Below are 26,594 nucleotides of genomic sequence, written 5' to 3' on the forward strand. Positions count from 1 at the left end.
AGTCCGCTCACGCGCACGTGGATCCTCGACGAGGACGAGGGGTGGCGCCTGCTCGCGGCACACGTCGGTCCGGTCGGCTGAGACGCCCTCGCGCACGGTCCCGTGGTGCCGGGCTGCCGTAAGATCGCGGCGAGTGCCTTGGTGATGTTCCACACGAACGGCTACGCGGCGCGCATCGATCTCATCGGCGACCTCCAACGCTCAACGGCAGCACGTCGCCAGTACGGATCGGTCGCTTTTACCGGCGATGTGGTTCGGACCGACCGTGTGGATGACCCTTTGGGCGGCAGATCCCACCTGTCGTCTAGCCGGCCCCGCCGAGGGCAAGGCCGTTCGAGAACCTAGGGACGCACTCGTCGAGGATCGTCGGCCCTCCACGGCGATGGATGGCACCGTTCACGCCGCCACCCACGCGCATGGCGTTGCTCACCAGGTTGACGACAGCGTCCACCGCCCTGCGCTGTGTTATCCCGGAGGATCGCGGTGATGGTCGGCACTCCGCCATCCTGTCTAAGCGTCTGTCTCATCTTGTGCCCGCTTCTGCGATAAGACGCGCGCCGAAGTCCGCCGTCAGCGCGTTCACACCCCGCCGTGACGTATCGACACACCACTGGGACGGACTTCGTCGGCAGAGGTGGATGGCGTCAGGACTTTCGCCACATCTGCTCGAAGTCGGTGAAGGCGAGCTGTTGCTGATGGTTGATCACGTTGTCTCTCACGTTGAGGATCAGGCAGCGCTCAGTGCCGTTGTTGCGCGGCCCACGCAGGCCGCGGCCGATCATCTGCTGATAAACGTTCGGACTGTAGGTGGGCCGGGCCACAACGACGACTCGCGTCGCCGGGGCGTCGAAGCCTTGGTGTAGGACGCCGTAGTTGGTGAGGACCGTGATCCTGCCACGGCCGAACTGTTCGATGATCTGTTGCCTCCGCTTGGTCGGTGTCTCGGAATCCACGGAGGCGGAGCGCACACCCTTGTCATTGAGGACGGCGGCCAGGAACCGCGCGTGGTTGACAGAGGTGGCGAAGACGAGCACCGGCCATTCCCGGTCGAGACCGAGCAGGGCGCTGATCAGAGTCCGGTTCCGCGAATGGTCTTCGGCGAGACGTCGTTCGGCGCCGGGTGGGAGGGTGCCACGGCCCATGGACATCATGCCGAGTTCCTGCGACGTGAGTTCGAGCTCGCCGCCTTCCAGGACGGCGTGGTCGGTGCGGGCGAGGATGCCCATGTCCTGCAGTCTGCCGTACGGGTCTTCCCCCAACACACCATCGTCGAGTCGGTTGCTGCCGTAGCGCGCGATCAGCCGTTTCGTCTCGTCCGTGCTCTTGCCACGGAACGGGGTGGCGGTCAGTCCGACTAGCGGCCGCGTCAGCCGATGCTGGGAGATCCCCATCCGTTCGAGCAGGGCGGTGTAACCCTTCGTCGTGGACCCATGAGCCTCGTCCACGATCACCAGCAAGGGCTCACGTAACCATTCATAGGCAGGTTGGTGTAGCCGGGCGGTGAGCTGATCGTCGGTGGCTACCACCAGGTGCGGGTTGCCACTGACCTGGGTCGCGTCGCGGCTGCCCCAGAAGCGGCTGATACTCAGGCGTGTGCCGCCGACGCCGGTCTTCTCCCACACGTACTTCCAGCTCTGCACGGCCTGCTCGCACAACTCGTTGGACTGGGCGATCCACAGGATCGGCCGCCCCGGCCCTTCGGCGCCGAAGGTCTTGAGATAGCGAATGACGGCCTCGGCAGCGACACGGGTCTTGCCCGCACCGGTGGGGAGGCTGAGCATGCCGCGCATCGGCTGCGCCTGCATCAGCAGTTGCAGCATTCGCGAGGCGAGCACCTCCTGGTAGTCGTGCAGCGGGAAATGCGGCGTCGGTCCCTCAGCGGTCTCCAGCGGCGGTGGGGTCTCCTCCTTCGTGCCCGCGTACCGGTCATGGAACCCGAGGTCCGCGACCTTCTGCCGGGACTTGGTGTCCCCGGTGAAGGGCACCTTCAGGCTCTCGTCGATCAGCTTGAGGTCATCACGGTGGTGGCGCAGGATGCCGTCACCGTGGGCGTGCAACGCGAGCTCGGCGACGCGCCGGTCCGGGACCGCTGCGCCGCTCTGCGCCCGTTCCCAGGCCAGCAGACCCTCCGGCAGTCCACGTCGCAGCCGCTCGGCGCCGATCAGCAGGAGAAGCTTCTCGATGACGACCTTCGTGGCTCGGACCTGCTTGAGGATGTCCTGATTCTTGGCCTCCTCCCGCATCTCGAGGATCTTCTGCACCTCGCCGGGCGACAGGCGCAGGTCGAGTTCCTTCGATACGGCCTGCAGGATGCGTCGTTCATCGGCGGGGTGGCGCACGTATACCACGCGGTCACGGTTCGCCGACTCCAACGGAGTCGTCCGCATGCCTGCGGGGGTGCGCTTCACCTCGTCGAGTTCGCCGCACACGACATACGACCAGCCGTTGGCGAGCCGGCTGCGCAGTACGGCCAAGTGCGGGAATTCGGTGACGACTGCGACCGGTTCGTTCTCCTCTGCGGTACGGACCTCCATGCTGACGGCATCGGCGTATCGCAGCATCCCCCAGGTCTCGACCATCGTCTCGACGTCGGCCACGGTGGGCGCGAGCAGCGCGGGAACGCGCTCCATGACGAGGGTGTCGTACTCCACGCGATCGGCCGTCACGCAGATCTCGTCATCCGGTCGCGAGCCCCAGGTGTCCCCGATCCGACACCTGGTCCCACCTCCCGGCCATTCCACACCCGAGCGCAGGACGAGCGCGTAGGCCTTGCCGGGAACGACGTCGTCCTGCGAGCTCTCCACCGTCTGTACGACGTAGCGCCATAGCGGTGCCGGGATCCCGTCGACCGTGGACGGGAGGCCGAGGACGTCGGCGACGTTGCGATCGACCTTCGCGACGGGCAGTACGTCGGCGTACTCCTGCAGGCCGGGGTTGACGGTCATAGGTACGGGTAACAGGCCGCGGCTGCTGTCGGTCTTGCCGTGCCTGCGCACCATCCACACCAGCGGTGACGGGACGTGGAGCATGCTGCTGTGCGCCCGGACGGTCCAGTCGCGCACCAGTCGCCCAGCGGGTAGGTGTTCGACGAACAGCGCCTTACCCTCGTCGCTGAGGGCGGTGAGGACACTGAGCGGACCGGGGGGCGTGGTGCCGTCCACCTCCAGAGCTGAGAGCTTACGTGGCCTGACGTGCCTGTCCAGGCTGTCGTTCAGTCGCTTCAGCGCGTACTCGCGGTACTCCTCGAACCATCCGTCCTCGCGCGGGTCGACGCTCATCTCCGGTATGTCGGACATCCCGAGCGCGATCAGGGTCGGCCGGTCCGCGCCGTGGACGCGTAGGTCGACGACCAGATCCCGGTCCCGGCTGCCGTCGGAGGGAATGACCCGACCCGGCAAAAGGCACTCGGCCAAGGGCCGGAACCGTCCCGCCATGGTGCACACCTTGAACGCGCGCATGGGATCGCGGAAGACCTTGCGGACTGCGTCGGCGGCATCGTGAGGTGTCACCCGACGCACGAGCCCCCACAGGGTGTGCCAGTCCTTACCGTCGTAGCCGCCGACGCCGCGATCCAGAACCGCTCTGAGCTTTCCCAGCGGTGTCGCCTCCCGGACCCCCAATGAGTCGAGGTCGCTGCGCAGACCGATCTCGTCGGTGACGCCCGCGTCGACATAGATCAGGTCGTCGGCGAGCTCGTCGAGGCCGCTGCGCTGGTACAGCTCAGGATGATCGACGGAGACCATGCCGTGGGACTCGGTCAGCACGATCCGGGCCCTACGCGCGGCGTCGGCATGGTCGGAGTTCTCGCGGTGAAGCCCTGCGAGGATACGGATCGCGCAGACGGAAGCCTCGGCGGTGCCGTCCTGCACCAGCGATTGCAGCCACCGCACGATCGACGCCTCGTTCAAGCCCGCGTTGTCGAAGATCAGGCGTGCCCGGGCACGTCGCTCGCGCTGCTCGATCGACGGGTGGGTCCAGTCGTGCGGGCGCCCACTGTAGCCGACCCACAGCTGCATGAGGGCCGGCGGGATGTTCTCCGGTGGCATCGACAGCTCGCGGGGCCCACGCAGCACACCGATCTGGTCGGGCAGCGACGGACGTGCCGCCGTGGTCTCCCAGACTCGTTTGGTGAGCCGGTCATCGGCCCACTGCGGCGCCTCCCTCCCCCGACCGGGCAGAAGCGTCAGGTAGGAGCCCGGATCCGCGCTGTCGACCAGTTCCGGCAAGGACTCGACGATGAGCAGCGCCGCCTGCGCGATGAGTTCCTCGTTGAACGGGTTGTTGTCGTACAGGTTCTGCCGGTCCTCGCTGGTCTTCCACGGCGCGTTGAGCAGACCGCGTAGCGTAGTGGCGTAGTTGGTGGGGAAGAACGCCCAGAAGGTGCCCCGTTCACCGCGGCCCCTGTCCTCCGGTACCGCCCAGGATACGTCGATCTCGGGGCGGTCGTGCAGTTCACCGGCACCCTGCTGCGCCGTCGCGGAGGGGTGGAACGTGCGGGTGAAGACCCGCCAGCGGCTGGTGTCGTCCTTACCCGGGCTGGCAGTGCTCTGGAGGGTGAAGCGGGTGCCGTCGTTGCGCACGAACAGCTCCCGCACCATGGACTGACGGCTGGAGCGGTCCTCGAGGATCAACGACCGGACGTGTGGCGAGAACAGTTGGAACTCGGCGGGAAACCCGCGTAGATCGAGACTGAGTCGAGCGGCCTTGCCGGGTAGCAGCGGCAGCCGCACGACGGTGGCGGCCCACTCGAGCAGCTCGGCGAGGATCGGATCGGACGCCGCCTCCTGGGCCGTGTCCAGGACTCTGCCCATTCGCAGGATGGGGATGTCGACGGCGCCGGGGACCACGGCCCGGATGGTCTGCTCGGCCCAGGCTCGGTCGAACCCGAAGGAGCCGGTCGTGCTGAAGAACTGTGGTGTGTCGCTGACGCTGAGCACGGACTTCACACCCACGCCGAATCGGCCGATCTGTCCGCCTCGCTTGCGGGAGACGCCCATGCGCAGGATCGTGTCCGCCCCCGCGGGGGTCATCGGGTTACCGGCGTTGGCGCAGTAGAGGTAGTCGTCGGTGAGGACCACCCGGATCTCACCGTCCGGCAGGCCTCGCATCTCGTCGGCGCCATTCTGGACCAGCTCGTAGACCTGGCGGTCGCCGTATCCGCCCTGGGTGATGCGTCGCTCGCCGTTGGCGTGCTCCTGAACCATCCCGGGGTCGATCGCGTAGTGCTGAAGCGCGACGGCAGTGAGCGCTTCAACGGCCTCACGGACGGACGCGTATGACGATGGGATGGAAGAGCTCATCAGATCCCGCCTCGGGCCGAAACAGAACGAACACGCGGAGAAAGGCACGGCATCGAGTTCAGAGCTTGCACTCGGACTACGAGCTTGAAGCTTCGCAGCCCGGAATGCCCCGTTTCGGCCGAGCATTCGCGCTCAACACCCGCCCACGGTAGCACTGCTGTTAACATTGTCAACACCATAGAACGTCCGCAGTTTTGTCAACGAATTCGGCCGACGACGACCGTTTACGGCGGGCCGCGGGAGCCGCTGCGGACGAGCGGATCTCCACCGCGTCGGTCCCGGGCGTGGCACGCCTCATCCAGGTGAACGCCACAGATACTCGAAGCCACGGAAGGCGAGTTCAGCGCCGAAGTGAGCGATGTTGTCGGCCACGTCCAGCACCAGACACTCCTGCGTGCCGTGGTTCCTCGGACCGCGTAGACCCCGCCCGATCATCTGCTGATACACGTTCGGGCTGAAGGTCGGCCGGGCTACAACGATGGCCCTCGTCGCCGGCGCGTCGAAGCCCTGGGTGAGCACGTTGTAGTTGGTCAGCACCCTGATCTCCCTCTCGCGGAAGCGACGGATCGTCTGCCGGCGCAGACCGTCCTCCGTCGATCCGCTGACCGCGGCCGAACTCACGCCACGCCGATTGAGGAGGGCGGCGAGAACGTGAGCGTGCTCGACGGAGGTCGCGAACACCAGGATCGGCCACTGCTGCGGCAGCGCCGTGATCTCCTTGACCAGCATCGCGGTGCGTTCCTGGTCCGCCGCCAGACGGTTCTCGGCACTGGTCGGCAGCCAGGGATGAACCGCCGCATCGGCGCGTTCACTCTCCGACAGCTCGATGGTCGCCCCGTTCAGCTCACGATGACGAACCTGGGCCAACACACCCATATCCTGCAGGCTCCCATACGGCTGCGGCCCCAGCACCTCCCGCCCGTCAACGTCGAAGTCGAGCCGATTGGTGTTGTAGCGGCGAGTCAGGCGCTCCGTCTCCCGCTCGTTGGCGCCGACGAACGGGGTCGCGGTCAGCCCGATCAACGGACACCTCGTGCGATACGGCGTGATGCCGAGCGACGCCAGAACCGACGTGTACCGTGGGCTCAGGGACCTGTGCGCCTCATCGATGACCACGCACTGGGCATCCCGCAGCCACTCGTAGTCGTGTGTCTCGATGACCATGGCAAGCTTGGCGTCGGTGGCGACCACCAGATGGAAGCCGTCCGTGATCGGATCGGCCGCATTTCCGGACCAGAGCCTGCTGATGGTCAGCCGCGCGGCGCCGCCGAGACTCCGCCAGGCGGTCTGCCAGCTGTACACCGCCTGCTCGCACAGCTCCTCCGACTGCGCGATCCACAGGATCGGTCGCGACCGCGCCAACGCCTCCTCGCGCATGGACTCGATGAGCGCCTGGACCGCGGTGCGCGTCTTGCCGGCACCGGTCGGCAGACACAACATCCCGCGCTGCGGCGGCCGCGACTCAGCGACCGAACGGACCCGCCGTACCATGATCTCCTGGTACTCGTGCAGCGGTGGGAACGAGGCCGGCCCGTCGACCACGACACTCGCCTCCAAGGCGGGTTGCCGCTCACCCGCGTACGTCGCAGGGAAGCCCAGATCGGTCACGAGCCTCCGGGCCCGATGGCCACCTGCCCACTGCTCCGGTATGTCGAGGCCTAAGCGGTCGAGGTCGCTGCGGTACTCCCGCACCACCGTGGAACCGAAGACGTTCAGGGCGAGCTCGGCGACGGCGCGGTCGTCGAGCGGCCCCTCGGATGCGGCCACGGACTCCAGGACCGGTTGCGGAATCCTGGTGCGCAGAACGTCGGCGCCGAGCAGGACGAGCAGTCGAGCGGCGTCGTCGGGCTGGTCGCGGACGGCGACGAGGCGCGCGTCCCGTCGCACCTGGTCGTTGTGGGCCAAGATCTGTTCGACCTGCTGATCGGTGACCTGAAGACCGAAACCGCCCCGGAGCCGACGCAGCAGTATCGCGTCGTCGTAGGGTTCCAGGCAGTAGACGACGTCATCGGACCTGAGCATCGACGCCGGCCGTGCCCGCCGCCCGTTCGGCCCACTGACCAGTTCCTCCAACTCGCTGCACGCGACGACCCGCACGCCGTGCATGGGACGGCCGGGGAGGAAGCGCAGCCGTGGGAACAGGTCCTCCAGCGGCACCGGCTCACGCACGGGAACCGCTCGCACCTCGTGGCTGAGCACGTCGTCGAGGACCGACAGACCCCACGCGACCCTCAACCCGTCGACCGCCTCCGGCGGTACCGGCAGCGTCGGGACGTCGTGATCGCGGAGCCGGCGCCGTTGCCCGGCATCGACGGCCATGGTGACCTCGCCGGGCGCGGCCCACCTCCGGTCGGCGCCGACCAGGCAGCGGATCCGACGCGGCGCGGCGGCCAGATGTGAACAGGCCAGCCCGTAGAGTTCCCCCACCTGCTCGATCTGCAGGTGCTCCTCGGCATGGGCGACCAACCGCCGCCATCGAGCCTCGCCGACGTCGTCGATGTGCTGCGGTAGCCCCAGAGCCGTCGCCAGATCGGCACCCACATCGGCCGCCGGCAGCAGTCCCGTCGGAAGAGCCAGCGCGGGACCGACACTGTCCTCGACGGGTAGGAGACCCCACGACGTCTGCAGATGGCCGTAGCGCCGCGCCGCCCAGACCAGCGGCGACGGCACGTCGACTCGGAGGCCGGCGCGGGTGGCGGCACTGACGTGCCATGTGGTGACGACACCGGCGAGTGGCACATGCTGCAGGAACCGCGCCGTCTCAGACGGGGTGAGGGTACGCAGCAGTCCGAGAGGGCCGGCGGGCGCCATGCCGGCGACCTTGATCCCACGTTCGGCCGGCCTGCTCGCCTCCGGCGGCAGTGACCCGTAGAAACACGAGATCATCTCACGGCGGTACTCGTCGAGCCGGCTGTCCCGGCCGGGGTCGTCTGACTCTCTCGGCACGTCGCTCAGGCCCAGCAGCGTCAGCAACGCCACATCTTCGCGATGGAAGTCGACGTCGACGGCGGCCGCCGAGCCGGGCTGTACCACCCGACCGGGCATCAGGCAGTCACGCAGCCCCACGAACGAGCCCGAACCGGCACGGACCCGCACCCGGTCGGCGAACTCCTGCTCGTCGATCATCTCGGCGGCGACGGACGGGACGAGGCGTCGGGTCAGGGCCCAGAACGACTCCCACGACTCGTCGTCGACAGTCGGCGGGTCAGTCTGCAGCAGGGACAGCAGTCGCCCGGCAGCGTCGGCCTCGTGGATCCCGAGATCGGTCAGGTCCTCGTCGAGCTCGGGATCCTCGTCGAGGCGCCGGTCGATGTAGGTCAGCCCGTCTGCTTCGGGCTCCCCCGGTGTCCGGCGGAAGACCTGATCCGACAGTGTCAGGACCCGACCGTCGTCGACGAGCACGACCCGCGTGCGTGCCACATCCACCAGAGGATGGCCCCGTTCGGTGATCCGCGCGACGATGCGCAGCGCGGCCGCCGACCCGGCCGGGGAGCCGGGTACCGCCACGGCCTGCAACCACTGCAGCAGCGTGGCCGGCCCTCTCGCGGCACCCAGGAGGATCTGCTCCGCCCGCGACCGCCGCACCGTCTCCTCGACTGAGTGATGGCACCAGTCGTCGGGACGTCCGGTCACGCCCCGCCACAGCGACAACCACTCCGGATCGAGCCGGGCCGGATGCAGCCGCAGCTCCATCGGGGCGCGCAGACGACCGGTCTGGTCCGGCAGGCTCGGCCGGTCGGCGGCGAGCCGGTAGACCTCCATACTCAACGCCTTGTCCGCCCAGTTACGAGCTTCGCGGCCCCGCGCGGTGATGAACAGCAGGTGGCGGGACGGATCCTCGTCGGTGCTCAGTTCCGGCAACGAGTCGACGATCAGCTCCGCCGCGGCCGTCATCAGCTCCTCGTTGAACAGATTGTCCTTGAGCAGGTTCTGCCTGTCCTCGTTGGTCTTCCACGGGGCGTTGAGGATGCCGCTGAGCGTGGTCTCGTACGTCGTCGGGAAGAAAGACCAGAATCTCCCGGTCCCCTGGCCACCACCGGAGACCGGCACGGCCCAGGACACCGGGACCTCGTCCCGGTCGTGAAACTCGCCGGCGTCGCGGCGCGCCTGCTCGCCGGGGCGGTGGATCCGTTCGAAGACCTTCCACACGGCGGTACGCTCCGCACCGCCGGACTGCTCGACGACGACCCGGTCGGTCCCGTCTGCGCGGACGGTGACGATCTTCCGCTGCGGGACGAGCCCGGTCCGGTCGTCGAGCTCCAAACGACCGATGTGCGGGGAGAAGAGCACGAAGTCGCTGGGGAACTCCTCCAGGTCTCGGACGAGCCGGTTCAGGTGTCCATCGAGCAGGGGCAGCCGGATCACCGTCGTGGCCCAGGACATCAGCTCGTCGAGCACCGGGTCGCAGGCCCGGGCTGCAGTCGCATCCAACACGCGCGCGACCCGCAGCACAGGCGTCGGTCCTGTCGCACCCGTACCGGCGCGGATCGTCACCTCGGCGTGGCGCCGGTTCCACCCGAACGACCCGCTGCGGCTGAAGAAGTCAGGGCTGTCACTGATCGACAGCACGGACTTGAAGCCGAGCCCGAACCGGCCGATCTCCGTCCCTCGCTTGCGGGACATGTGGGAGGCCAGAATGGTCTCCGCGCCGTCCCGGGTGATCGCCGTCCCGCGATTCGCGCAGTACAACGCGTCGGTGGTCAGCACGACGTGGATCCCGCCGCCGGGCTCGCGTTGCAGTTCGTCGGCGCCGTTCTGGATCAGCTCGTACAGCTGACGGCGGCCGTAACCGCCCTGGGTGATCGACCGCTCGATGTTGGCGTGTTCCTCGATCAGTCCGGGGTGGGCCGTGTAGGCCCGGAGGCACTGATCCGTCAGCTCCGTCACCCGACGGGCCACCGCGCCGTCGGGTCCCTCCCAGAGCGGCTCCGGCACCACTGTCTCAGTCCTCCAGCCGGGCGAGCCGGTAGAAACCCGGGGGAATGTCCGGGTCGTCCTCGTGGCTGTGGATCAGCCAGCCCTCATCGATCAACGTCTGCAGGTCGGTACGCCACCCGGCCGACCTCGCGACGCGCTCGAGCCGGGCCGCAGCGACCGGCCACGGCGCGACATGGAACAGGTACTCGATCAGGCGGTCCTTGGGGTTACCGCCCCTGATCTGCGTGATCAGTACGTCGTCGTCGACGACCGATCGATCGAGGTGGTCGGCTCTCAGCCGGTAGGAGCGCCCCGGTCCGCTGCCGAGGGCCTCGATGTCCCAGCCGAGATCACGCAGTTCGCGGATGCGACGCGTCCACTCCTCAATCCCGGAGACACCCTCGAGTTCCCCCGCGGTGACCGCCTGGCCGACCCGTTGCCGCAGGTATGCCAGCACTGCCGTACGGGCCCCACCCAGCAACTCCTGGCGTACCCCGGCCAGGGCGTCGCGTTCACCGGCGATCAGGCGCCCGATCTCGGCGGAGGTCGTCAGCCAGCCGGTGGCGGTCTGTTCCGTGCGCCGAGCCCGGTGAACCAGGCCGAGCGCCTCGGTCAGCCTGCGTTCCAACAGGTCCAGATGATCGGCGACGTTCGTCCTCGACACGGACTCCCCCTTCCTCTCAGCGTGTCAGACACCGCTGAAGAACCCACCGTCGGGATGCGTCGGCCAGCCGATCAGCAGGCCTCTGTCCAACAGAGTGTTGTTGTGCTCGCAGCTGGTCTCCGGCAGCAGGCTGCACACGTGGCAGGCGGCGAGATTCAGGCTGTCCGCCCCTCCGGTCTCGGACTCCATGCACAGCGGGTCCGCCGAGCACCACTCGGCTCGTCGAAGCGCCGACCGCAGCGTGCGCGCCAGGCGGTCCGGATCCGCCTGGCGCACGATGCCGCCGAGGCTGCCGGCGGAATCGCTCGTGGCCGTGTAGATGAGCAGACCGGCCATCTCACCATCGGTGTAAAGCCGCTCACGCATCGCCGACGCCGAGTATCCGGAGTCCAGGCTCCACTCGTTGATCAGCACGTGCGCCAACGTGTGCAGCAGGATCACGCGGGCCGTCAGCCGTGACGGCGGGGCGGGCCGGCCGGCGGCCTCGGCGCGCCGTCGCAACAGTGCGTCGTGGTTGGCCATGAGCAGCCCGGCGCGGTCGATGACGGCCTTACGCTGTTCCCATTGCCGCAGCACCTGCTCGCTGATCCGCAGGAAGACACCCTCACCGATGACCTCCATCGCCGGCAGCCACCCCGGGTCGCCCAGCGTCAGTGCCGCGTGTCGGGTTACCGTGTCCGCAGCGCTCGGCGGCTCGACCCGGGTGAACGACTGCAGGACGCGCACCTCGCGCAGTCGGGTCACCTTCATCACCTGACCGATCTGCGGCGCCGGCAGGACTCCCGCAGCCGGGTGGCATTCGAAGTCCTCGTACTCCTCGTCACCGCTGGTGCCGGCGCACAGTTGCTCGTACTCCTCGGCACGCAACTCGGCGTCCAGGTCACCCGACTCCGCTATGGCCCCCTCCTCCTCGAAGCGAGCCCGTTTCCGTACGGCGGCGACGACCTGCCCGCTCGTGATGCCCTTCATCAGGACGCCGGCAGCCTCAGCCTGTTGGGCGATGACCTCGTCGCTGGACGTGCGCCACATCGCGTAGTAGCGGTCGATGGCCGTCTGCACCTTGCCCGACCACGGCGGGATAGCCAGGGAGGAGCGCACCATGCCGAACCAGGCCGCCGAGGAGCCTCGCTGCAGGGTCCGCGGCGGTCGGACGCAGTCGAGCTTGGCCGCGTCGCGCAGCCACGGACGCGCCCCCGTGCAGCGGATCCCCAGCCTGCGCAATTCGCTGCGCCGGAACGCGCCCTCCATGGACGCCTTGCGGCCGCATCCGCACTCGATCTGGATGGACCGCAGGCTCGCCGTGCGTCCCGTGGTGACCATCTTGAGGTCCTGCATGCAGGACACGACTCCTTCCGGGGAGCCGCGGTGCACCCATTTCCGGTACGGGAAATCCTCCAGGTGCCCGTCGTCGCAGGCGAGCACGAAGCGGCTCGGGATGAGCGAGCCGCCGCAGGCGCACGTCGAGCCGCGCCCACCGAAGCGCCCGTACGGCTGCAACAGATGGCATTTCATACAGGTGTACATCTCGGGGAACCGCTTGAGGCCCGCACCGTGGTAGTCACTCTCCGCCGGCGGGAGGTAGAGCTTGTCGACACGCAGTGCACGCTGCAGCCGCGGCTCGCTCGTCTCCTCCCGGTCGTTGACCCGCCAGCTGTCCAGGCCGAGCACGATGTACGAGGCCTCGTCGATCGCGATCATCGATCCGACGCCGTACGTGGTGATCATCTGGGCCCGGCGGGCCTTGCCGATCGGCGGCCTCCTGGCCGGTGCGCTCCGTGTCGGCCGTTGCGGCCTGCGTCCCGGCATGCTCATCGCCCCTCTCGTGGGAACAGGCTCGTCTCCACGTCGACGTCGCGGAGACTGTTCATGGTCTGGAAGGAGTGCGGTAGGTCGTCGTCCTCGAAGGTGCACAGCAGAGCGGAGTGCTCCGGTCGTGCTCTGGGGTCGGCGGGGCTCCTGCCGACCCGATACTTCAAGCCGTTGTTCCAGTCGGCCAGCTCGGCCCACCGCTGAATGATCTCGTCGAGGTGTTCGGCCGTCGCCTGCACCTCGTCGGGGGCCACCCGACGCACCCGCTCCAGGATCCGGTCGGCCAGGTCCCTCAGGTCGGCCTCGAACACGTCCAGGTTCCCTGCGGCGTCGTTGTCGCGGGCGTCGGCGACCGTCATGCGTACGGCGCTGATCAGCGCCGCGTGCAGCGCCCGGTCACGGGCACGTGCGGAGAACGGCGTGACGCTGGTCGACTCCACCTGGCGGTACAGTGCCGAATGGTACGAGCGGAAGTTCTCGTAGTGCGAGCGGTCGCGCGATCGCGCGGCGTTGTAGAGCATCACCACGGTCCCGGGGTGCTTGCGTCCGACCCGGCTGGTCGCCTGGATGTACTCGGCCGTCGTCTGCGGCTGGCCGGTGACGGCCATGAGGCCGAGTCGGTCGACGTCGACCCCGACCGAGATCATGTTCGTGGCCAGCACGACGTCGAGCGCACCCGGCTGCCCGTACGGCACGTCGAGCTGGCGCAGCAAACCCGGGATCTCACTGGCGTTGGCCCGGCTGGTCAACTCGCGGGTCTCGACATCGCGCGGCTCAGCTCCGCCCTCCTCGGCCAGGCGTTGCAACCGCAGCACCACGTCGTCGTTGACCTGGAGTTCTGCTGCCGCCAGCAGGCGCAGACTGTTGAAATAGCCGATCAGCGTCCAGTAGGCGTCGCGGACCTCGTCCTTGGCGTCGATCTGCACGGCATGGTGAAGCAGGGCGGCGTACGCCCGTACCAGCAGCGTCGCCTGGCTGGTCCCCGGCGCGAACAGGCCGATGTAGCGGCGCGTCGGCTTGCGGTCCGCCGGCGCCTGCACGGCGAACCACGAGTCACGGGCGTCGAGCCCGGACGGCGGGAACTGGTGCACGTCCCGGTCGAACAGCGCCCTGCCCTGTTCCCTGGCCCGCCGGATCGTCGCCGTCGAGGCGACCACCTTCGGCCGGTCACAGGCGATGTCGAGGGCGGACTCGTACAGCCCCACCAGGGTGCCCAGCGGACCCGAGATCAGGTGCAGCTCGTCCTGGATGATCAGCTCCGGAGGCGGTGTGTCCGCGAGCGCTCCGACCCGGTTGAACAGCGCCGCCGGTTCCGGCTTCCACGCCATCTGCGCGAACTTGTCCACCGTGGCGATGACGAGCGTCGGGCGGTACGCGTACACCGCCTGATCGACCAGGTGCACAGGCAGACCGTCGCGGAACTCGCACTCGCCGTCGCCGCACGCGACGACCATCCTGGTCTCAGGGTGATCGACGCGGTAGTGAACAGCATCGATCGCGATCCCGCACCAGGGACAGCGCCGCAACTGGACGGGGTTCTCCTCGCGCAGGATCTCCCCGTCGCGCAGCCTGCGCAACGCCGTCTCGGCGTCCTTGAGGTAGTTCGGGGTGGCACTGGAGCCCACCCACATCCCGATGGACACCTCCTCGGTGCCCAGGTCCGGCTCGTCATGTCTGATCCGCTCCATCGCACAGATCAGCGTCGCGGCGCGCTCGAACTGCTGCAGGGTGAGCAGCCGCAGCGTGTAGCGCATCAGGACGGTCACTCCTGCGCCGCCGTCGCCGCGGCGCAGGCGGCGCAGGAAGACGGTGAACGCGACCAGCCCCAGATACGCCTCGGTCTTACCACCGCCGGTCGGGAACCACAGCAGATCGGCGACCTGCCGGTCCTTGTGGTCGGGATCGGCGATCCCCCGCAGGCACAGCAGGATGAAGCCGAGTTGGAACGGGTACCACCGTCCGGCCGTCAGGTCCGGGCCTGCTGTGCGGTCGCGCATGCGCAGCGTACGGGCGCGTTGCAGCGCCATGGCACGGTTGGCCAGTTGGAAGGCTCGGAGCACCTCGGCATCCCCGGCGAGTAGGTCGACACCCGCCACCATCCGGTCGTGGGCGCTACGGCACAGCCGTGCCTGTTCGACGGCGACGTCGGCATAGGCGGTATCGGCCAGCGCCGCTGCCCTGGCCTCGAGTTCACCGACCCACTCCCCGTATCCGGCCAGCAACGCCCGCAGTCTGCCGACGACATCGTCGCGGGCACCGGTGGCCAGCGCGTACATACCGAGCCCGGAAGCGTCGATGCGGCTGTTCGACTCCGACAGCAGAACGTCGAACGACGGCACGAACGACGAGCGCACCTCGGCCACCCGCCGAGGACGATCCGAGGCGTCCGGCTCGACCGGATCGCTCCATTCGGCCGCGCAGCCGTGTCCGGTGGCGAACGACGGGGCATGCCGATAGAGCAGTTCGGCCAGCAGCGTCTCCTGATCGTCGCCCGCAGTCGGGGCCGACTGTTGGACGATCGCCGGTGCGGCGCCCTGCGACGCCACGGTCAACGCACACTGGAAGAAGCAGTACGGATCCCGCATGGGCCCGGCGGCGACGTGGACGTCGACGACGGTGACGGTGACGGTGACGAAGCCTCGCCGGTCCGCCGGCCGCACCAAGGTGCGCACCTCGAGGCCGGGCACCGCCTGCACCGTGTCGGCACCGGTCAGGGTCAGGTCCAGCGGGATCGGTGGCACCGACACGTTGCGCCGACGCCACCGTACGGTCGACTCCTCCGTGGAGCGGGCCGCCTGCGACTGCGCCTCGGCCGGGCGTCCGTCCGCATCGATCGGCTCGTACACGGCGGCCGTGACCCGCACCTCCAGCGATCCGGCACACGGATCCGCCACGAACGTCAGTCCCATCGAGGAAGGGCTCTGCACGTTGGCCATCGACACCCCGGTGTCGGGCCGTTCGTCGGTGTCCAGGCGGGCGGAGGCCAGGTCCACATCCGACTCCGCCGCATCCTCGATACGTAGTTCGACGTCGCGCTGCGGAAAGAGCACCCCGGTCAGGTAGCTGGTGACGGGTGGGTCGGTCAGGATCTCCTCATCGCCGCCGGCGGGCCCGAGCAGGTCCAGTACGAGTCGTTCCGTCAGCTCGTCGCGGAACCCGTAGTGTTCGTCGAAACCGCTCACCGGCGACTCACCCTCCTGTCTTCTCATAGTGGAAGCGGCTCAGGCCGCTGATCCGCGGTGCCAACCAGACCCCGTGGTCGCCCAGACCCGCACGCGCGCCCTCCGCGGTGCTACCGGCGGCCACCTCGACCGCTTCGACGTGGCAGTCGGTGATCGTCGCCGGCCAGGCCCGACGGTTCCCGGCCCTGCGGCCGCCAAGATGCCTGCCAATCGCCTCACGGAACGCCCTGGACACGACCGCGATGAGCCTGCCCTGGTGTTCCACGCCGTACAGCGGTGCCGGGCAGTCGTCGACATCACGGGCCAGCACCGTCATCCGCACTTCGTCGCCGGACCGGACCGCCTCGGCCAGGTATCGCTGCACGGCACCGGGGTCGTCGCTGAATCCGCGCACACCCGCCGGGAATTCGTGGTCGATGTCGTGCCCTTCCACGGCCATCCCCAACCATGGGCGGCGGCTGCCGCCGAATCTGGCCAGTCCCCACCGCCCAGACTCCCCGGACTTCCGCCGGTAGACGGGTGAGCGGTCGGGCAACGCCGTGAGCCGGAACAGATCCTCACGTGATCGGGTCATGGCCATGTACGTCAGCCGAGCCTGCTCCAGCGGATCCTCGTCGTCCCGGGTGTCGCTGTCGAGCAGGAACACACGGTCGAACTCCAACCCCTTCGCCCGGTGCAGCGAGGAGACCGTCACCGCCACCGGCGGTGTGGGCAGCCGCAGACGGCCGATGCCGCGGGCAGCGATCAGGGCACGCAAACGGCCGAGATCGATGCGGTCGCGACCGCGCCCGAGCACCTGCAGCGCCTGCCAGGTCGCCTCCGCCGCATCGGCGTCCAGGCCGCAGACGGCGAGGAAAGCGTCATGGCTGATGCTGACGGCGGATCCGTTGCGGAACAGTTCCAGAAGCCAACGAGGGTTGAGGTCATCGCCCGATCGACGCTGCAGCTGATGCCCGACGCCGGCCGCGTGCAGGACGGCGGAGACCTCGAGTGCCTGGCCGTTGTCCCGACACAGCACCGCACAGTCCCCGTCCAGGTACGAGAAGCCGCTGACGATGTCCGGCAACGCCCCGGCCGCGGGCACGTCCAGCAACTCCCGTCGCATGGACGTGGCGATCCGCCCGGGGTCGCCGTGCCCGGCCGGTGAACGCAGCGCCTCACCGCACGCGAGAAGTCCTGCCGGGCGCGGGGTCACGGCCCGGAAGTCGTGGGTGAGCGACAGCTCGACCAGATCATCGTGGTAGCGGTCCCGGAGCCAGGAGAAGACGTCGCCGACGTCCTTCATGTCACGACATTGGAAGTCGTAGACGGCCTGGGCGGGATCCCCGACGGAGGTGAACCCCGTGTCCAGGGCCTCGAGCAGCGCCTGAACGAGTCGACGGCGGACACCCACCAGATCCTGGACCTCGTCGAGCATCACGTGCCGCAGACCGTTCAGGAACTCCTCGGCGTCCCCGGCGAGGATCGCGTCGGTCGCCGTGCGGATCCGCTCGTCGAAGCCGAGCAGGTGCCAATCGCCCGGATAGGTCTGAGTCAACAGCTCCAACGCCCAGGCGTCGAAGGTGCGAGGCCTGACGAACCGGCCCGCGCCGTCGGACCGGCTGGACCGCCGCTCCAGTTCGTGTACCGCGGCGCGGGAGAACGACAGCACCAGCACCTCGTCGGCGTCGAGGCCTTGCGCGGACAGCCGGCCCAGGCGCTGCACCAGCGTGAAGGTCTTGCCGGTACCCGCAGGTGCGATCACCAGTGTGCGGGCGTCCCACGGCTGCTCGATGACACACCGCTGCTCGACGGTCGCCTGGTCCTCACCGACTCGCCCGGCGCTCACCTGATGGCCCACGTGATCTCCGAGTCCGCCCACACCAGTCCCCCACTGAGTCTCACATCTCCGTCCGGGCTCGGCCTCGGCCGTACCGGCCGGGGGCACGTACTGATCCGCCCGCCCACATCGCCGTCAGAACCGCCCCGCAGTCCTTCGGACGGGCACTCTCGGCTCGACCGACAGGTGAGTTCGAACGCCTGTCGCGCCGGCGACTCGAACGCTCCGCAGGACCGTCCTCCGTCCCGGCATGGGCGCCACACTATGCGGACCTGTGAACGAAGTCAACAGACGGATTCGGACTCGAAGATGTAAACAATAGTATGGTGTCGAGGGTGGTTCACGAGGAGCACGACATCCATGCCCCACCATGCGAGGGTGGGGGCCTCAGTATCGTCTCACTGCGACGACCGGCTCGACGGACCCGCGATCCGACCCCGTCGGGCACACGCTGCAACCGACGCGTCGCGGGGCGATGCCGCCGTGGATGACGGATACGGGAGACTGCACGGCGGACACCTCACCGCGCGCCGGATCGTGAATGCCCGGTGAGCGGATGGTCGACGGGGGGCGAGGAACCGAGTGCGAGCGCTGACGACGTGGGATCCGCGCTGGATCGGCCGCAATCGCCGATACGAGATCCTCGCCGAGCTGGGCGCCGGCGGCATGGGAAAGGTGTATCTCGGTCGCTCGCGCACCGCTGAGTTGGTCGCCGTCAAAGTCATCCAGCCGCACCTGCTCGACGACGACATCGTCCTACGCCGCTTCCGCGCCGAGATCTCGCACCTGCGCCGCGCCCAGGGCCTACGCGTCGCGCACTACCGCGGTTGCGAGCTGAACCGGGACGACCCGTGGCTGGCGGTCGAGTACGTCAACGGCTCGACCCTGCGCCGATACGTCATCGACAACGGCGTCCTCGACGGCGCCACGACGGCCGCCCTGGGTGCGATGCTGGCCGAGGGCCTGGAGACGATCCACAGTGCCGGACTGCTGCATCGTGACCTCAAACCGAGCAACGTCATGCTGGGCTCGGACAGCCCTCGGATCATCGACCTCGGCCTCGCCGTCCTGCGCGAGCACCGCGATCGTCTGACGCAGCTCGGCCACGCGGTCGGCACCGTCGCCTACATGGCTCCCGAACAGGCGTCCGGAGAGACCGATTTGACCGAGGCGGTCGACGTCTACGCCCTCGGCGCCACCCTGCTGTACGCGAGTACCCGACACCACCCGTACCCGCAGGCCGCACCCATCGTGCTCGCCGGATGGATCACCGACCCCAAACACCCCCCGGATCTGACCGGGGTGCCCCGCGATCTCCGTCCGCTGCTGGCCGCCATGCTGGCGCATCGTCCCGACCGCCGCCCCGGCGTCGCCGACCTCATCACCGAGTTCTCCCGAATCGTCGAGGCTCAGCCGGGCGGTTTCGTCGCCGTACGTCGCCGCCTGCTCGACCACACACCCCCCGAGCCGCTTCCCGAACCGCTTCGGTCCGTCGCTGACTCCGATGACACCGACCCGTGGCCGGACGGCCCCACCGAACTGGTCACCACCGGCAGACCTGTCCGAGCATCTCGCACGATCGGAAATCCCAGACCGCCCATGCCGTCGAAGGAGCAGCCCATGACCGGAGGGGGACGACTGCGCGTACTGCAGAGCGCCGAGAAGGAGATCCTCAAACTCTCCCGGGCTGACGTCGGTGCGGTCTACGAGTTCCAGTACAAGTTCCGGTCCAACCCGGACAATCCCGGACTACGACTCAAGCAGCTCAAGGGCGGCGACCGGTTGTGGTCGGCGCGGGTCAACGCCGATCTGCGCGCGATCCTGCTGCACATCACCGAACGCGAATATCTGCTGGTCGACGTCAAACACCGCGGCGAGGTCTACGAAGGGCTGGACCGTTACGCCTACCGGGTCAACCGGGTCACCGGGGCGCTGGAGGTGGTCGACCTCGAGCCCGTGCCCGACACCGTGCTCGTCACCGTTCTGGCCCCCGAGGCGCCGCCTCTGTTCGACGGTCATCCGGATACCGTCCTGCTGGACCTCGGCGTCGCCGAACCGCTGCTGCCACGCATCCGCGCCCTGCGCACCGAGGACGAACTGCTCGAACTCGTCGAGATCGCACCCCAGCTGACTGCGGACGTGCTTCTCTCGCTCTACGACGGCACGCCGGTCGAGGACGTGCGCCGGCTGATCACCGAACCTGTGCGCATCACCGAACGGGTCGACCCCGACGACCTCGCCGCCGCACTGGTGCGTCCCGCCACGCAGGTCACCTCCGACGACAAGGCATTGCAGGCCGTTCTGTCGGAGTCGTTCGAGTCTTGGCAGGTGTTCCTGCACCCGACGCAACGCAGGCTGGTCGAACGCGCGACCAGCGGCCCCACCCGCATCAGCGGTGGGCCCGGCACCGGCAAGACCATCGTGGCTCTGCACCGCGTGGTGCACCTGGCCTCCGGACTCGAACCAGGCGGCCGGATCCTGCTCACCACGTTCAGCCGAAACCTCGCCGTCGACCTCCGCAACCGTCTCACGTCGCTCGCCGGTGTCGAGGCGCTGCAGCACGTCGACGTGATCAACATCGACCGACTCACGAGGCGATTCGCCACCGAGTCGCCGGCCGACGCCGGTCGCACTCTGGTCGACGAGCACCGCATCATCGACTACTGGCGGGCCTTCCTCGGTCGAGAGGATCCGGGATGGGCACCGGAGTTCCTCTCCGCCGAGTGGACCCACGTGGTGCTCGGGCAGATGCTCGACAGCGGGGACGAGTACGCCATCGCGCGGCGGCCGGGGCGCGGGCGCCCGCTGAGCCGCCCGGACCGAGCCCGGGTCTGGGAGCTGTGTCGACGTTTCGAGCAGTGGACCGCCGAACAGGGTGTCTGGACCCACGCCCAGATCGCCGTCCACGCCGCCCGCGCCGAAGAGGCACGCCTGCGACGCCATGGCGAGCCCGCCCGCTACCGTCACATCGTCGTCGACGAGGCCCAAGACCTCAGCACCGCGCACTGGCGTCTGCTGCGCTCCCTGGTACCGGCCGGACCCGACGACCTGTTCGTCGTCGGTGACACCCACCAACGCATCTACGACAACCGAGTGACTCTGTCGCGCTTGGGAATCGACATCCGCGGCCGCTCACACCGGCTCACCCTCAACTACCGCACGACTCGCCAGATCCTCGCCACCGCTCTCGAGTTGATGAGCGGCGAACGATACGACGACATGAACGGCTCGACGGACACGCTCGAGGGATACCGGTCCCTGCTCAGCGGGGGTCACCCGACGCTGCGCCGCGCCGCCGACTGGCCGCAGGAGATGGACCTCGTCCGGCGGCAGCTCAAGGCATGGGGGGACGAGTCCGACGGCTCGGTCGCCATCTGCGTACCCACGCACGACCTGGCGGTCGACCTTGCCGCTCACCTGACTGCCGACGGTGTCGACGTCGTCGAGGTCGGTCCGGACGGTCCGCTCCGCCCAGGCGGAGTGCACCTGGGGACCATGCACCGGTTCAAGGGGCTGGAGTATCGCCGGGTGATCATCGCGGGTGTCCGAGAGGGGCTCGTCCCACATCAGCGCATCAACGGCTTCCGGGAGTCCGACCCCACCCGCTACCAGCGAGAACGGCAGCGCTACCGCTCTCTGCTTTTCGTGGCCGCGACGCGCGCTCGTGACGATCTGGTGATCTCGTGGCACGGCATCCCCAGCCCGTTCCTCACCCACCACCAGGCCATCGGCGCATGAACGTCACCGCCCATGGCGCGAGGACACCCTCGCCGACGATCGCGCAGCGCTATGAGCTGTCGGGCCCACCGGTGCGGGGCAGCATGGGCGAGCTCTACCCGGCCTACGACCTGTCCCTCGACCGCGAGGTCGCGGTCAAGCTCATGCGCGATGACCTGACCGACGACGATCAGCGCACCGAACTCGTACGCCGCTTCCGCCGCGAGGCACGGCTGTTGGCCAGGATGCGGCATCCCGGAACGCCTGCGGTTCTCGACACGGGGGATGACGACGGCCGACCGTTCCTCGTCATGGAGTGGGTGGACGGCGCGACGCTGCGCAATCTGATCGACGAGGTGCAGCCTGTCCCTCGGGAGTGGACGTTGTACGTCGTCGCACAGATCTCTGCCGTGCTGGCCCGGGCGCACGAGCTGTCGCTCGTGCACCGCGACCTGAAGCCGGACAACGTACTGCTGTGCGCCGACGGCACGGTGAAGGTCGTGGACTTCGGATTGGCGATCGTCGTCGACGGCAGCTCGACCCACCTGACTCCGCCCGGAGTCGTCACGGGTGACTGGCGCTATCGGGCACCCGAATGCGACTTGGGCGTGGCGTCACCGCGCACGGACCTCTACGCCCTCGGCCGTATCCTCGAGGAACTGCTCGGGGACGACTCCACCGACGACCCCCTGTGGGAACTGGCCGCCGCGCTCACTCACGACCTTCCTCAGCGGCGGCCGAAGAGCGCGAGCGATGTCCTCGCTCGCCTGACCCCCCTGCTACGCCGCCCGTCGCCACTACCGGGCTTCGTCGCGGCCACGACACCCGTGGGGTACGTCGAGACCACCGGTTGCCTGCCCCGGTCCACTCCATCGACCCGAGTCGCATCCACCGGGTGGACCTCGACGGCGGTGCGACACGTACGCGCCGCTGCGGCGGAACACGCCGAGCAGGGCCGGCCCGCCCGAGCAGCCGATCTGCTGCGCACCGTCCTCGACGATCCGGACGTCCCGGGAGACGCCCTCATCGACATCCGCCGTGATCTCGCGACCCTGCTCATCGAGGCCGGCGAGACGGGCGACGCCCTGCGTGCCTGCGTCGACGCGCTCACCGCCATGACCGGCCGGCTGTCTGCGGATCACCCTGCCGTCGTCTCACTACGTCTGGCACTGGCCCGGCTGTACGCACGCGACGGTGACGTCACGACGGCCACCGACATGTACGCCGCGATTTCGAGGGACCTCGGAGGGCGGATGTCGACGCGTACCGAAAGGGCTACCGCCACGCGCGAGCTCGCGATGACGACGGCGGGCGCGGGGGATCGGGCCGCGGCCGAGGCGGTCCTGACGGAGTTGCTCGTGGACCTTCGCGATGTGGCACACGTCGACCATGAGCAGATCGAGGCCACCGTCGACGCTCTGATGCTCGTGCGTGCGCCCCGGCGCCTGCCGCCTGCGCGTGGCGCGACCGACTGACGGTACCGCGTCGGAGACGCTGCGAGCGCGGGGCGGATGGTGCGACCCATTCAGACCGGCCGCAGCCTACCCGAGGCCAGGGCGTCCGCCGTGAGTCGTGTGATGTCCGCCCCCAGCGCCGCCGTCTCACGGATCGTCTCGGTCAACTCGTGTAGCCGCCGGAAGACGTCGCCCTGTCGCCGCTGCTCGATCATCGCCGTCCTGGGCAGTTGCACCCGGCGTACGTCGAAGCGCGACGTACCCAGCAGGCTGCCGGCCAGTCTCTGGTTCACCGTGGTGCAGAGGTGGCCTACGAGGAACCAGGGATCCAGTACCTGCGGGTCCGGCCGTAGCAGCCAGAGTTGTCTTCCGAGCAGCAGATCCGACTCGGTGTTGACCCGGGCGACGAGTCGTCGTTCGCTGACGGACACCACTACGTCCCCCGGCTGCAGAGCGATCCGCGGGTTGAGGCGATCGTCGGCCGTTCCCGAGGCAGGCCGGCCGTCCGTCAGGTCTTGGACCGTGAGGGTCAGTCCCTCAACCTGCTCCCCCTCACCACCACGAACGGGCCCGAGGATCTGCAGCGATCCGCTTCGAAGCAGGTCGCCTACCGTGATCGTGGAGACGACGGTCTCCCCGGAGCCATCCTCCAGGCCGGGGAGCAGGCCGGGCATGCGGGCGGCCGACTCCGTCAGACGGCGACCGGCATCGATCAGCCGCGGTCCCGCGTCGGCCACATCGGCGTCGCCGAGGTGATGCCGTCCGGGTGACAGGTCGACCTCCTCGTCGAGCAGGTCCAGCACGGGAACCGTGTGCGCTTCGACGAAGTCCGAGCGGTCTCCGGAACCCAGGAACGCCGTGACGACGTCAGCGACACTACGATAGGCCGCCTCGAGATCACGTTCGGTGGTGTCGAGCAGCAGTACCTCTGCGACACCCCGGTTCGCCTTCTGCAGGACCCACAGGTGCAGCGGCACCGCGTGCGGTGGGGCGGCGCCGGGCGGCAGCGCGATAACCGCCCGCAGGGCCCCGCGGCGCAACATGTTCGCCCGGATACGGCGGCCGGCGCGGCGCGACGCGACCGACGGCGGCATGAGCAGGACAGCGCGCCCGCCCGGTCTCAGATGAGCGATCGCGTGCTGCGCCCACGCCAGTTCCGGTTCGGTGCGCGGCGGCGGCCCGAACTCCCACGGAGCGTTGCCCAGTTCCTCGTGTCCCCAGTTGGTCTGCCCGAACGGCAGGTTCGACACGACGGCGTCCACTGCGACGTCGGGGAAGGCGTCCGCGCGCAGGGAATCACCTGTGCGCACCTGCCCATCTCTACCGTTGATTGCGAGCCAAAGGTCGGCGAGGCGCGTCAATCTCGAATCATCGTCCTGCCCGTACAGGTTCGCGGCCCCGGCCCGGGCCGCGGCACGCAGCACGCCACCGGCACCGCAGGCCGGATCGAGGACGGACACACCGGCGGCGCCGGCCAACTCGACCATCAGATCAGCGAGATCGTCAGGGGTGATCACGGAACGTTGTGCGGGCAGGGCGGCATAGCGACGCCACAGCTCGTCGAACGTCGCGACGGGCCCGTGAACCTCGACGAGGTCGTCGAGCTCCGGTCGCAGGAGGTCGAACGGCAGGGTCCGCTGGCCGAGTAAGTGCTCACCTGCTGCGGCCAGCGCCTCGGCGGGTTCGCCGGAGGCGGCCAGCAGGTTGCGCCACAACCGGTCCTCGTCAGCGACCGAGGGTGCCTTGCCCTGGCCGGCGAGCCACTGTTCGACCTCTTCGAGGTCGAACAGAGGGGACGCGGTGGTCCCACCCACCGGTGCGGGGAAGTCGTCGTACCGCTTGCGCCAGTTGCTGACCGCCGCCCGCCCCACGCCGGCGAGGCGCGCGATGTCCGCTGCAGTGACCCTCGCTCTTCGATGCACGCCAGGAGTGTACATGGCCCTCAAGGCGCTCGACTGTTTACACAGATGTCGTAGGCCGACGCCATTTCCCACGTTGTATCGACTGACCGACGGTGAACACGGTCACGGAAGCGATAAGACGCGCCGAGCGCGTGAGAATGTCGACGACGGGGGCGCAGCCACAGAACCCCGACACTCGGGCCGACGACACAGGCGTGGGCGACGGTCTGCATCAATGACGCGAGGCGCCGTCGCGCGCGGCCGTGACAGTAGCCGCGATCCTGGCGGCCGCCTCGGCGACCGGTTCGTGCTCCCAGACCCGGACGACCTTCCAGCCCTGCGCCATGAGCCGCTCGTTCGTGTCGGCGTCGCGGCGCCGATTCGCGGCGACCTTCTCCGCCCAGAACGACGCGTTGGTCTTGGCGACTGTGTGATGCTCGGGGCATCCGTGCCAGAAGCAGCCGTCGAGGAACACCGCCAACTTGAGCTTCGGGAACAGCAGGTCAGCTGTGCGGCGCACCGCTTTGATCGGCCGGCGATTGACGTAGTAGCGCAAGCCCAACGCGTGCACGGCACGCCGCAACGCGAGCTCGGGCTTCGTGTCGCGACCAGTGTTGGCCTGCATGGATCTGCGGACGCCGATCGACGACGCCCACGAACCTTCGGACATGCGTTCTACCTCACCAGCGCGGCTCGCGTGTCACAGACGTGACGACAACTATCATGTCGCACGTGAGTGATCGCTTGAGCTTGATCGACCTCTTCGCCGGGTGCGGCGGAATGACCGTCGGCTTCCACAACGAGGGCTTCCGTCCGATTCTCTCGGTCGAGTGGGATCGTGCGGCGGCCTCCACCTATGCCGCCAACTTCGGCGAGGGACACACCCGGTGGGAGGACATCGAGAAGATCACTGACGACGAGATCCCCGATGCCGACGTCATCATCGGCGGGCCTCCTTGCCAGGGCTTCTCCAACCTCGGGACCAAGTCGGTGGAGGACCCGCGTAACAAGCTGTGGAAGCAGTATCTACGCTTCGTCGTCAAGGCCAACCCGCAGGTCTTCGTGATCGAGAACGTCGAACGGTTCTCACGCACCAACGAGTTCCAGCTGTTGATGGAAGAGGCCGACCACGGCATCCTCAAAGACTACGTACTCACCGCGGGCGTCCTACTGGCGGCCGACTACGGCGTCTCGCAACGTCGGCCTCGTACGATCGTGATCGGATCCAGGATCGGCGAGATCCCACTCCCTGCCGCGACCCATGCGAAGACACCCTCGGGAGAACTGAAGCCGTGGCGCACGGTACGCGACGCCATCGGATGGGTCGATGAGCATGTGACGACCACCGAGCTTCCGCCGAGGGACACGACATTCTTCGGACAGACCATCCGAGGCGACTTCTCCGGGTACGACATCCACTTCGGACGACAGCCGACCCCGATGTCGCTCGCGCGCTACGACCACATCCCTCCCGGCGGCGGTCGGTTCGACCTGCCCGATCATCTGCTGTCGCGGTGCTGGCGAGAGAAGAAGACCGGTACGACCGACGTGATGGGCCGGATGCGGTGGGACGCGCCGTCGCTGACCATCCGTACCGAATTCTTCAAGCCGGAGAAGGGCCAATATCTGCACCCGCAATGGGAGCGGAACAGCCCGGAGAGACGCGTGAACCGGGTCATCACCCACTACGAGGCCTCGCTGCTGCAGGACTTCCCGAAGGACTACAAGTGGTGTGGATCCAAGACGGAGATCGCCAAGCAGATCGGTAACGCCGTCCCGTCGGGCCTGGCTGCGGCCATCGCTCGACACCTGAAGGACTACCTCGATTGAC

The 26,594-nt window shown here is 68.4% G+C and carries 11 protein-coding genes; 3 read left to right on the plus strand and 8 right to left on the minus strand.

Annotation, left to right across the window (positions count from 1 at the left end; all coding sequences use genetic code 11):
- Positions 1 to 644 precede the first annotated feature (644 nt).
- From ACPCK6_RS06525 to ACPCK6_RS06550, 6 genes are all read right to left on the minus strand, one after another.
- The gene (locus tag ACPCK6_RS06525; RefSeq protein ID WP_423480602.1) at positions 645 to 5,300 is read right to left on the minus strand and encodes a DEAD/DEAH box helicase; all 4,656 of its coding nucleotides are present in this window, start codon (positions 5,298 to 5,300) and stop codon (positions 645 to 647) included.
- Positions 5,301 to 5,594: 294 nt separating this feature from the next.
- A complete protein-coding gene (locus tag ACPCK6_RS06530; RefSeq protein ID WP_423480603.1) occupies positions 5,595 to 10,187 on the minus strand; it encodes a DEAD/DEAH box helicase in 4,593 nt (1,530 codons plus the stop codon).
- 55 nt (positions 10,188 to 10,242) lie between these two features.
- Positions 10,243 to 10,881 (minus strand): KpnI family restriction enzyme N-terminal domain-containing protein, encoded by a 639-nt coding sequence (locus tag ACPCK6_RS06535; RefSeq protein ID WP_423480604.1) that lies wholly within the window; start codon positions 10,879 to 10,881, stop codon positions 10,243 to 10,245.
- Positions 10,882 to 10,905: 24 nt separating this feature from the next.
- On the minus strand, positions 10,906 to 12,693 hold the full coding sequence (gene drmB, locus ACPCK6_RS06540; RefSeq protein WP_423480605.1) for a DrmB family protein: 1,788 nt from the start codon (positions 12,691 to 12,693) through the stop codon (positions 10,906 to 10,908).
- Complete coding sequence (locus ACPCK6_RS06545; protein WP_423480606.1) at positions 12,690 to 15,683, minus strand: helicase-related protein; 2,994 nt, start codon at positions 15,681 to 15,683, stop codon at positions 12,690 to 12,692. The genes drmB and ACPCK6_RS06545 overlap by 4 nt, the downstream gene beginning before the upstream one ends.
- A gap of 196 nt (positions 15,684 to 15,879) precedes the next feature.
- The gene (locus ACPCK6_RS06550) at positions 15,880 to 17,712 is read right to left on the minus strand and encodes a UvrD-helicase domain-containing protein (protein WP_423480607.1); all 1,833 of its coding nucleotides are present in this window, start codon (positions 17,710 to 17,712) and stop codon (positions 15,880 to 15,882) included.
- Positions 17,713 to 18,273: 561 nt separating this feature from the next.
- On the opposite strand from ACPCK6_RS06550, the gene ACPCK6_RS06555 reads away from it, so the two are divergent.
- Entirely contained in the window at positions 18,274 to 21,429 is a 3,156-nt protein-coding gene (locus ACPCK6_RS06555; RefSeq protein WP_423480608.1) for a protein kinase domain-containing protein, read from the plus strand.
- Positions 21,426 to 22,883 (plus strand): serine/threonine-protein kinase, encoded by a 1,458-nt coding sequence (locus ACPCK6_RS06560; RefSeq protein ID WP_423480609.1) that lies wholly within the window; start codon positions 21,426 to 21,428, stop codon positions 22,881 to 22,883. Before ACPCK6_RS06555 ends, ACPCK6_RS06560 begins: the two co-directional genes overlap by 4 nt.
- Positions 22,884 to 22,933: 50 nt before the next feature.
- Here the strand turns inward: ACPCK6_RS06560 and ACPCK6_RS06565 are convergent, their stop codons facing one another.
- Entirely contained in the window at positions 22,934 to 24,784 is a 1,851-nt protein-coding gene (locus tag ACPCK6_RS06565) for an N-6 DNA methylase (protein ID WP_423480610.1), read from the minus strand.
- A 211-nt stretch (positions 24,785 to 24,995) separates the two neighbouring features.
- Positions 24,996 to 25,433 carry a very short patch repair endonuclease gene (locus ACPCK6_RS06570; RefSeq protein WP_423480611.1) on the minus strand — a complete coding sequence of 146 codons (438 nt, stop codon included), beginning with the start codon at positions 25,431 to 25,433 and terminating at the stop codon, positions 24,996 to 24,998.
- 53 nt (positions 25,434 to 25,486) lie between these two features.
- Here ACPCK6_RS06570 and ACPCK6_RS06575 point away from each other — a divergent pair, with 53 nt between their 5' ends.
- Entirely contained in the window at positions 25,487 to 26,593 is a 1,107-nt protein-coding gene (locus ACPCK6_RS06575; RefSeq protein ID WP_423480612.1) for a DNA cytosine methyltransferase, read from the plus strand.
- The last annotated feature ends 1 nt before the right edge of the window (position 26,594 follow it).

Origin of the sequence: Micromonospora sp. AB353 (assembly GCF_049538395.1) — a bacterium.
Lineage (GTDB): Bacteria > Actinomycetota > Actinomycetes > Mycobacteriales > Micromonosporaceae > Micromonospora > Micromonospora aurantiaca.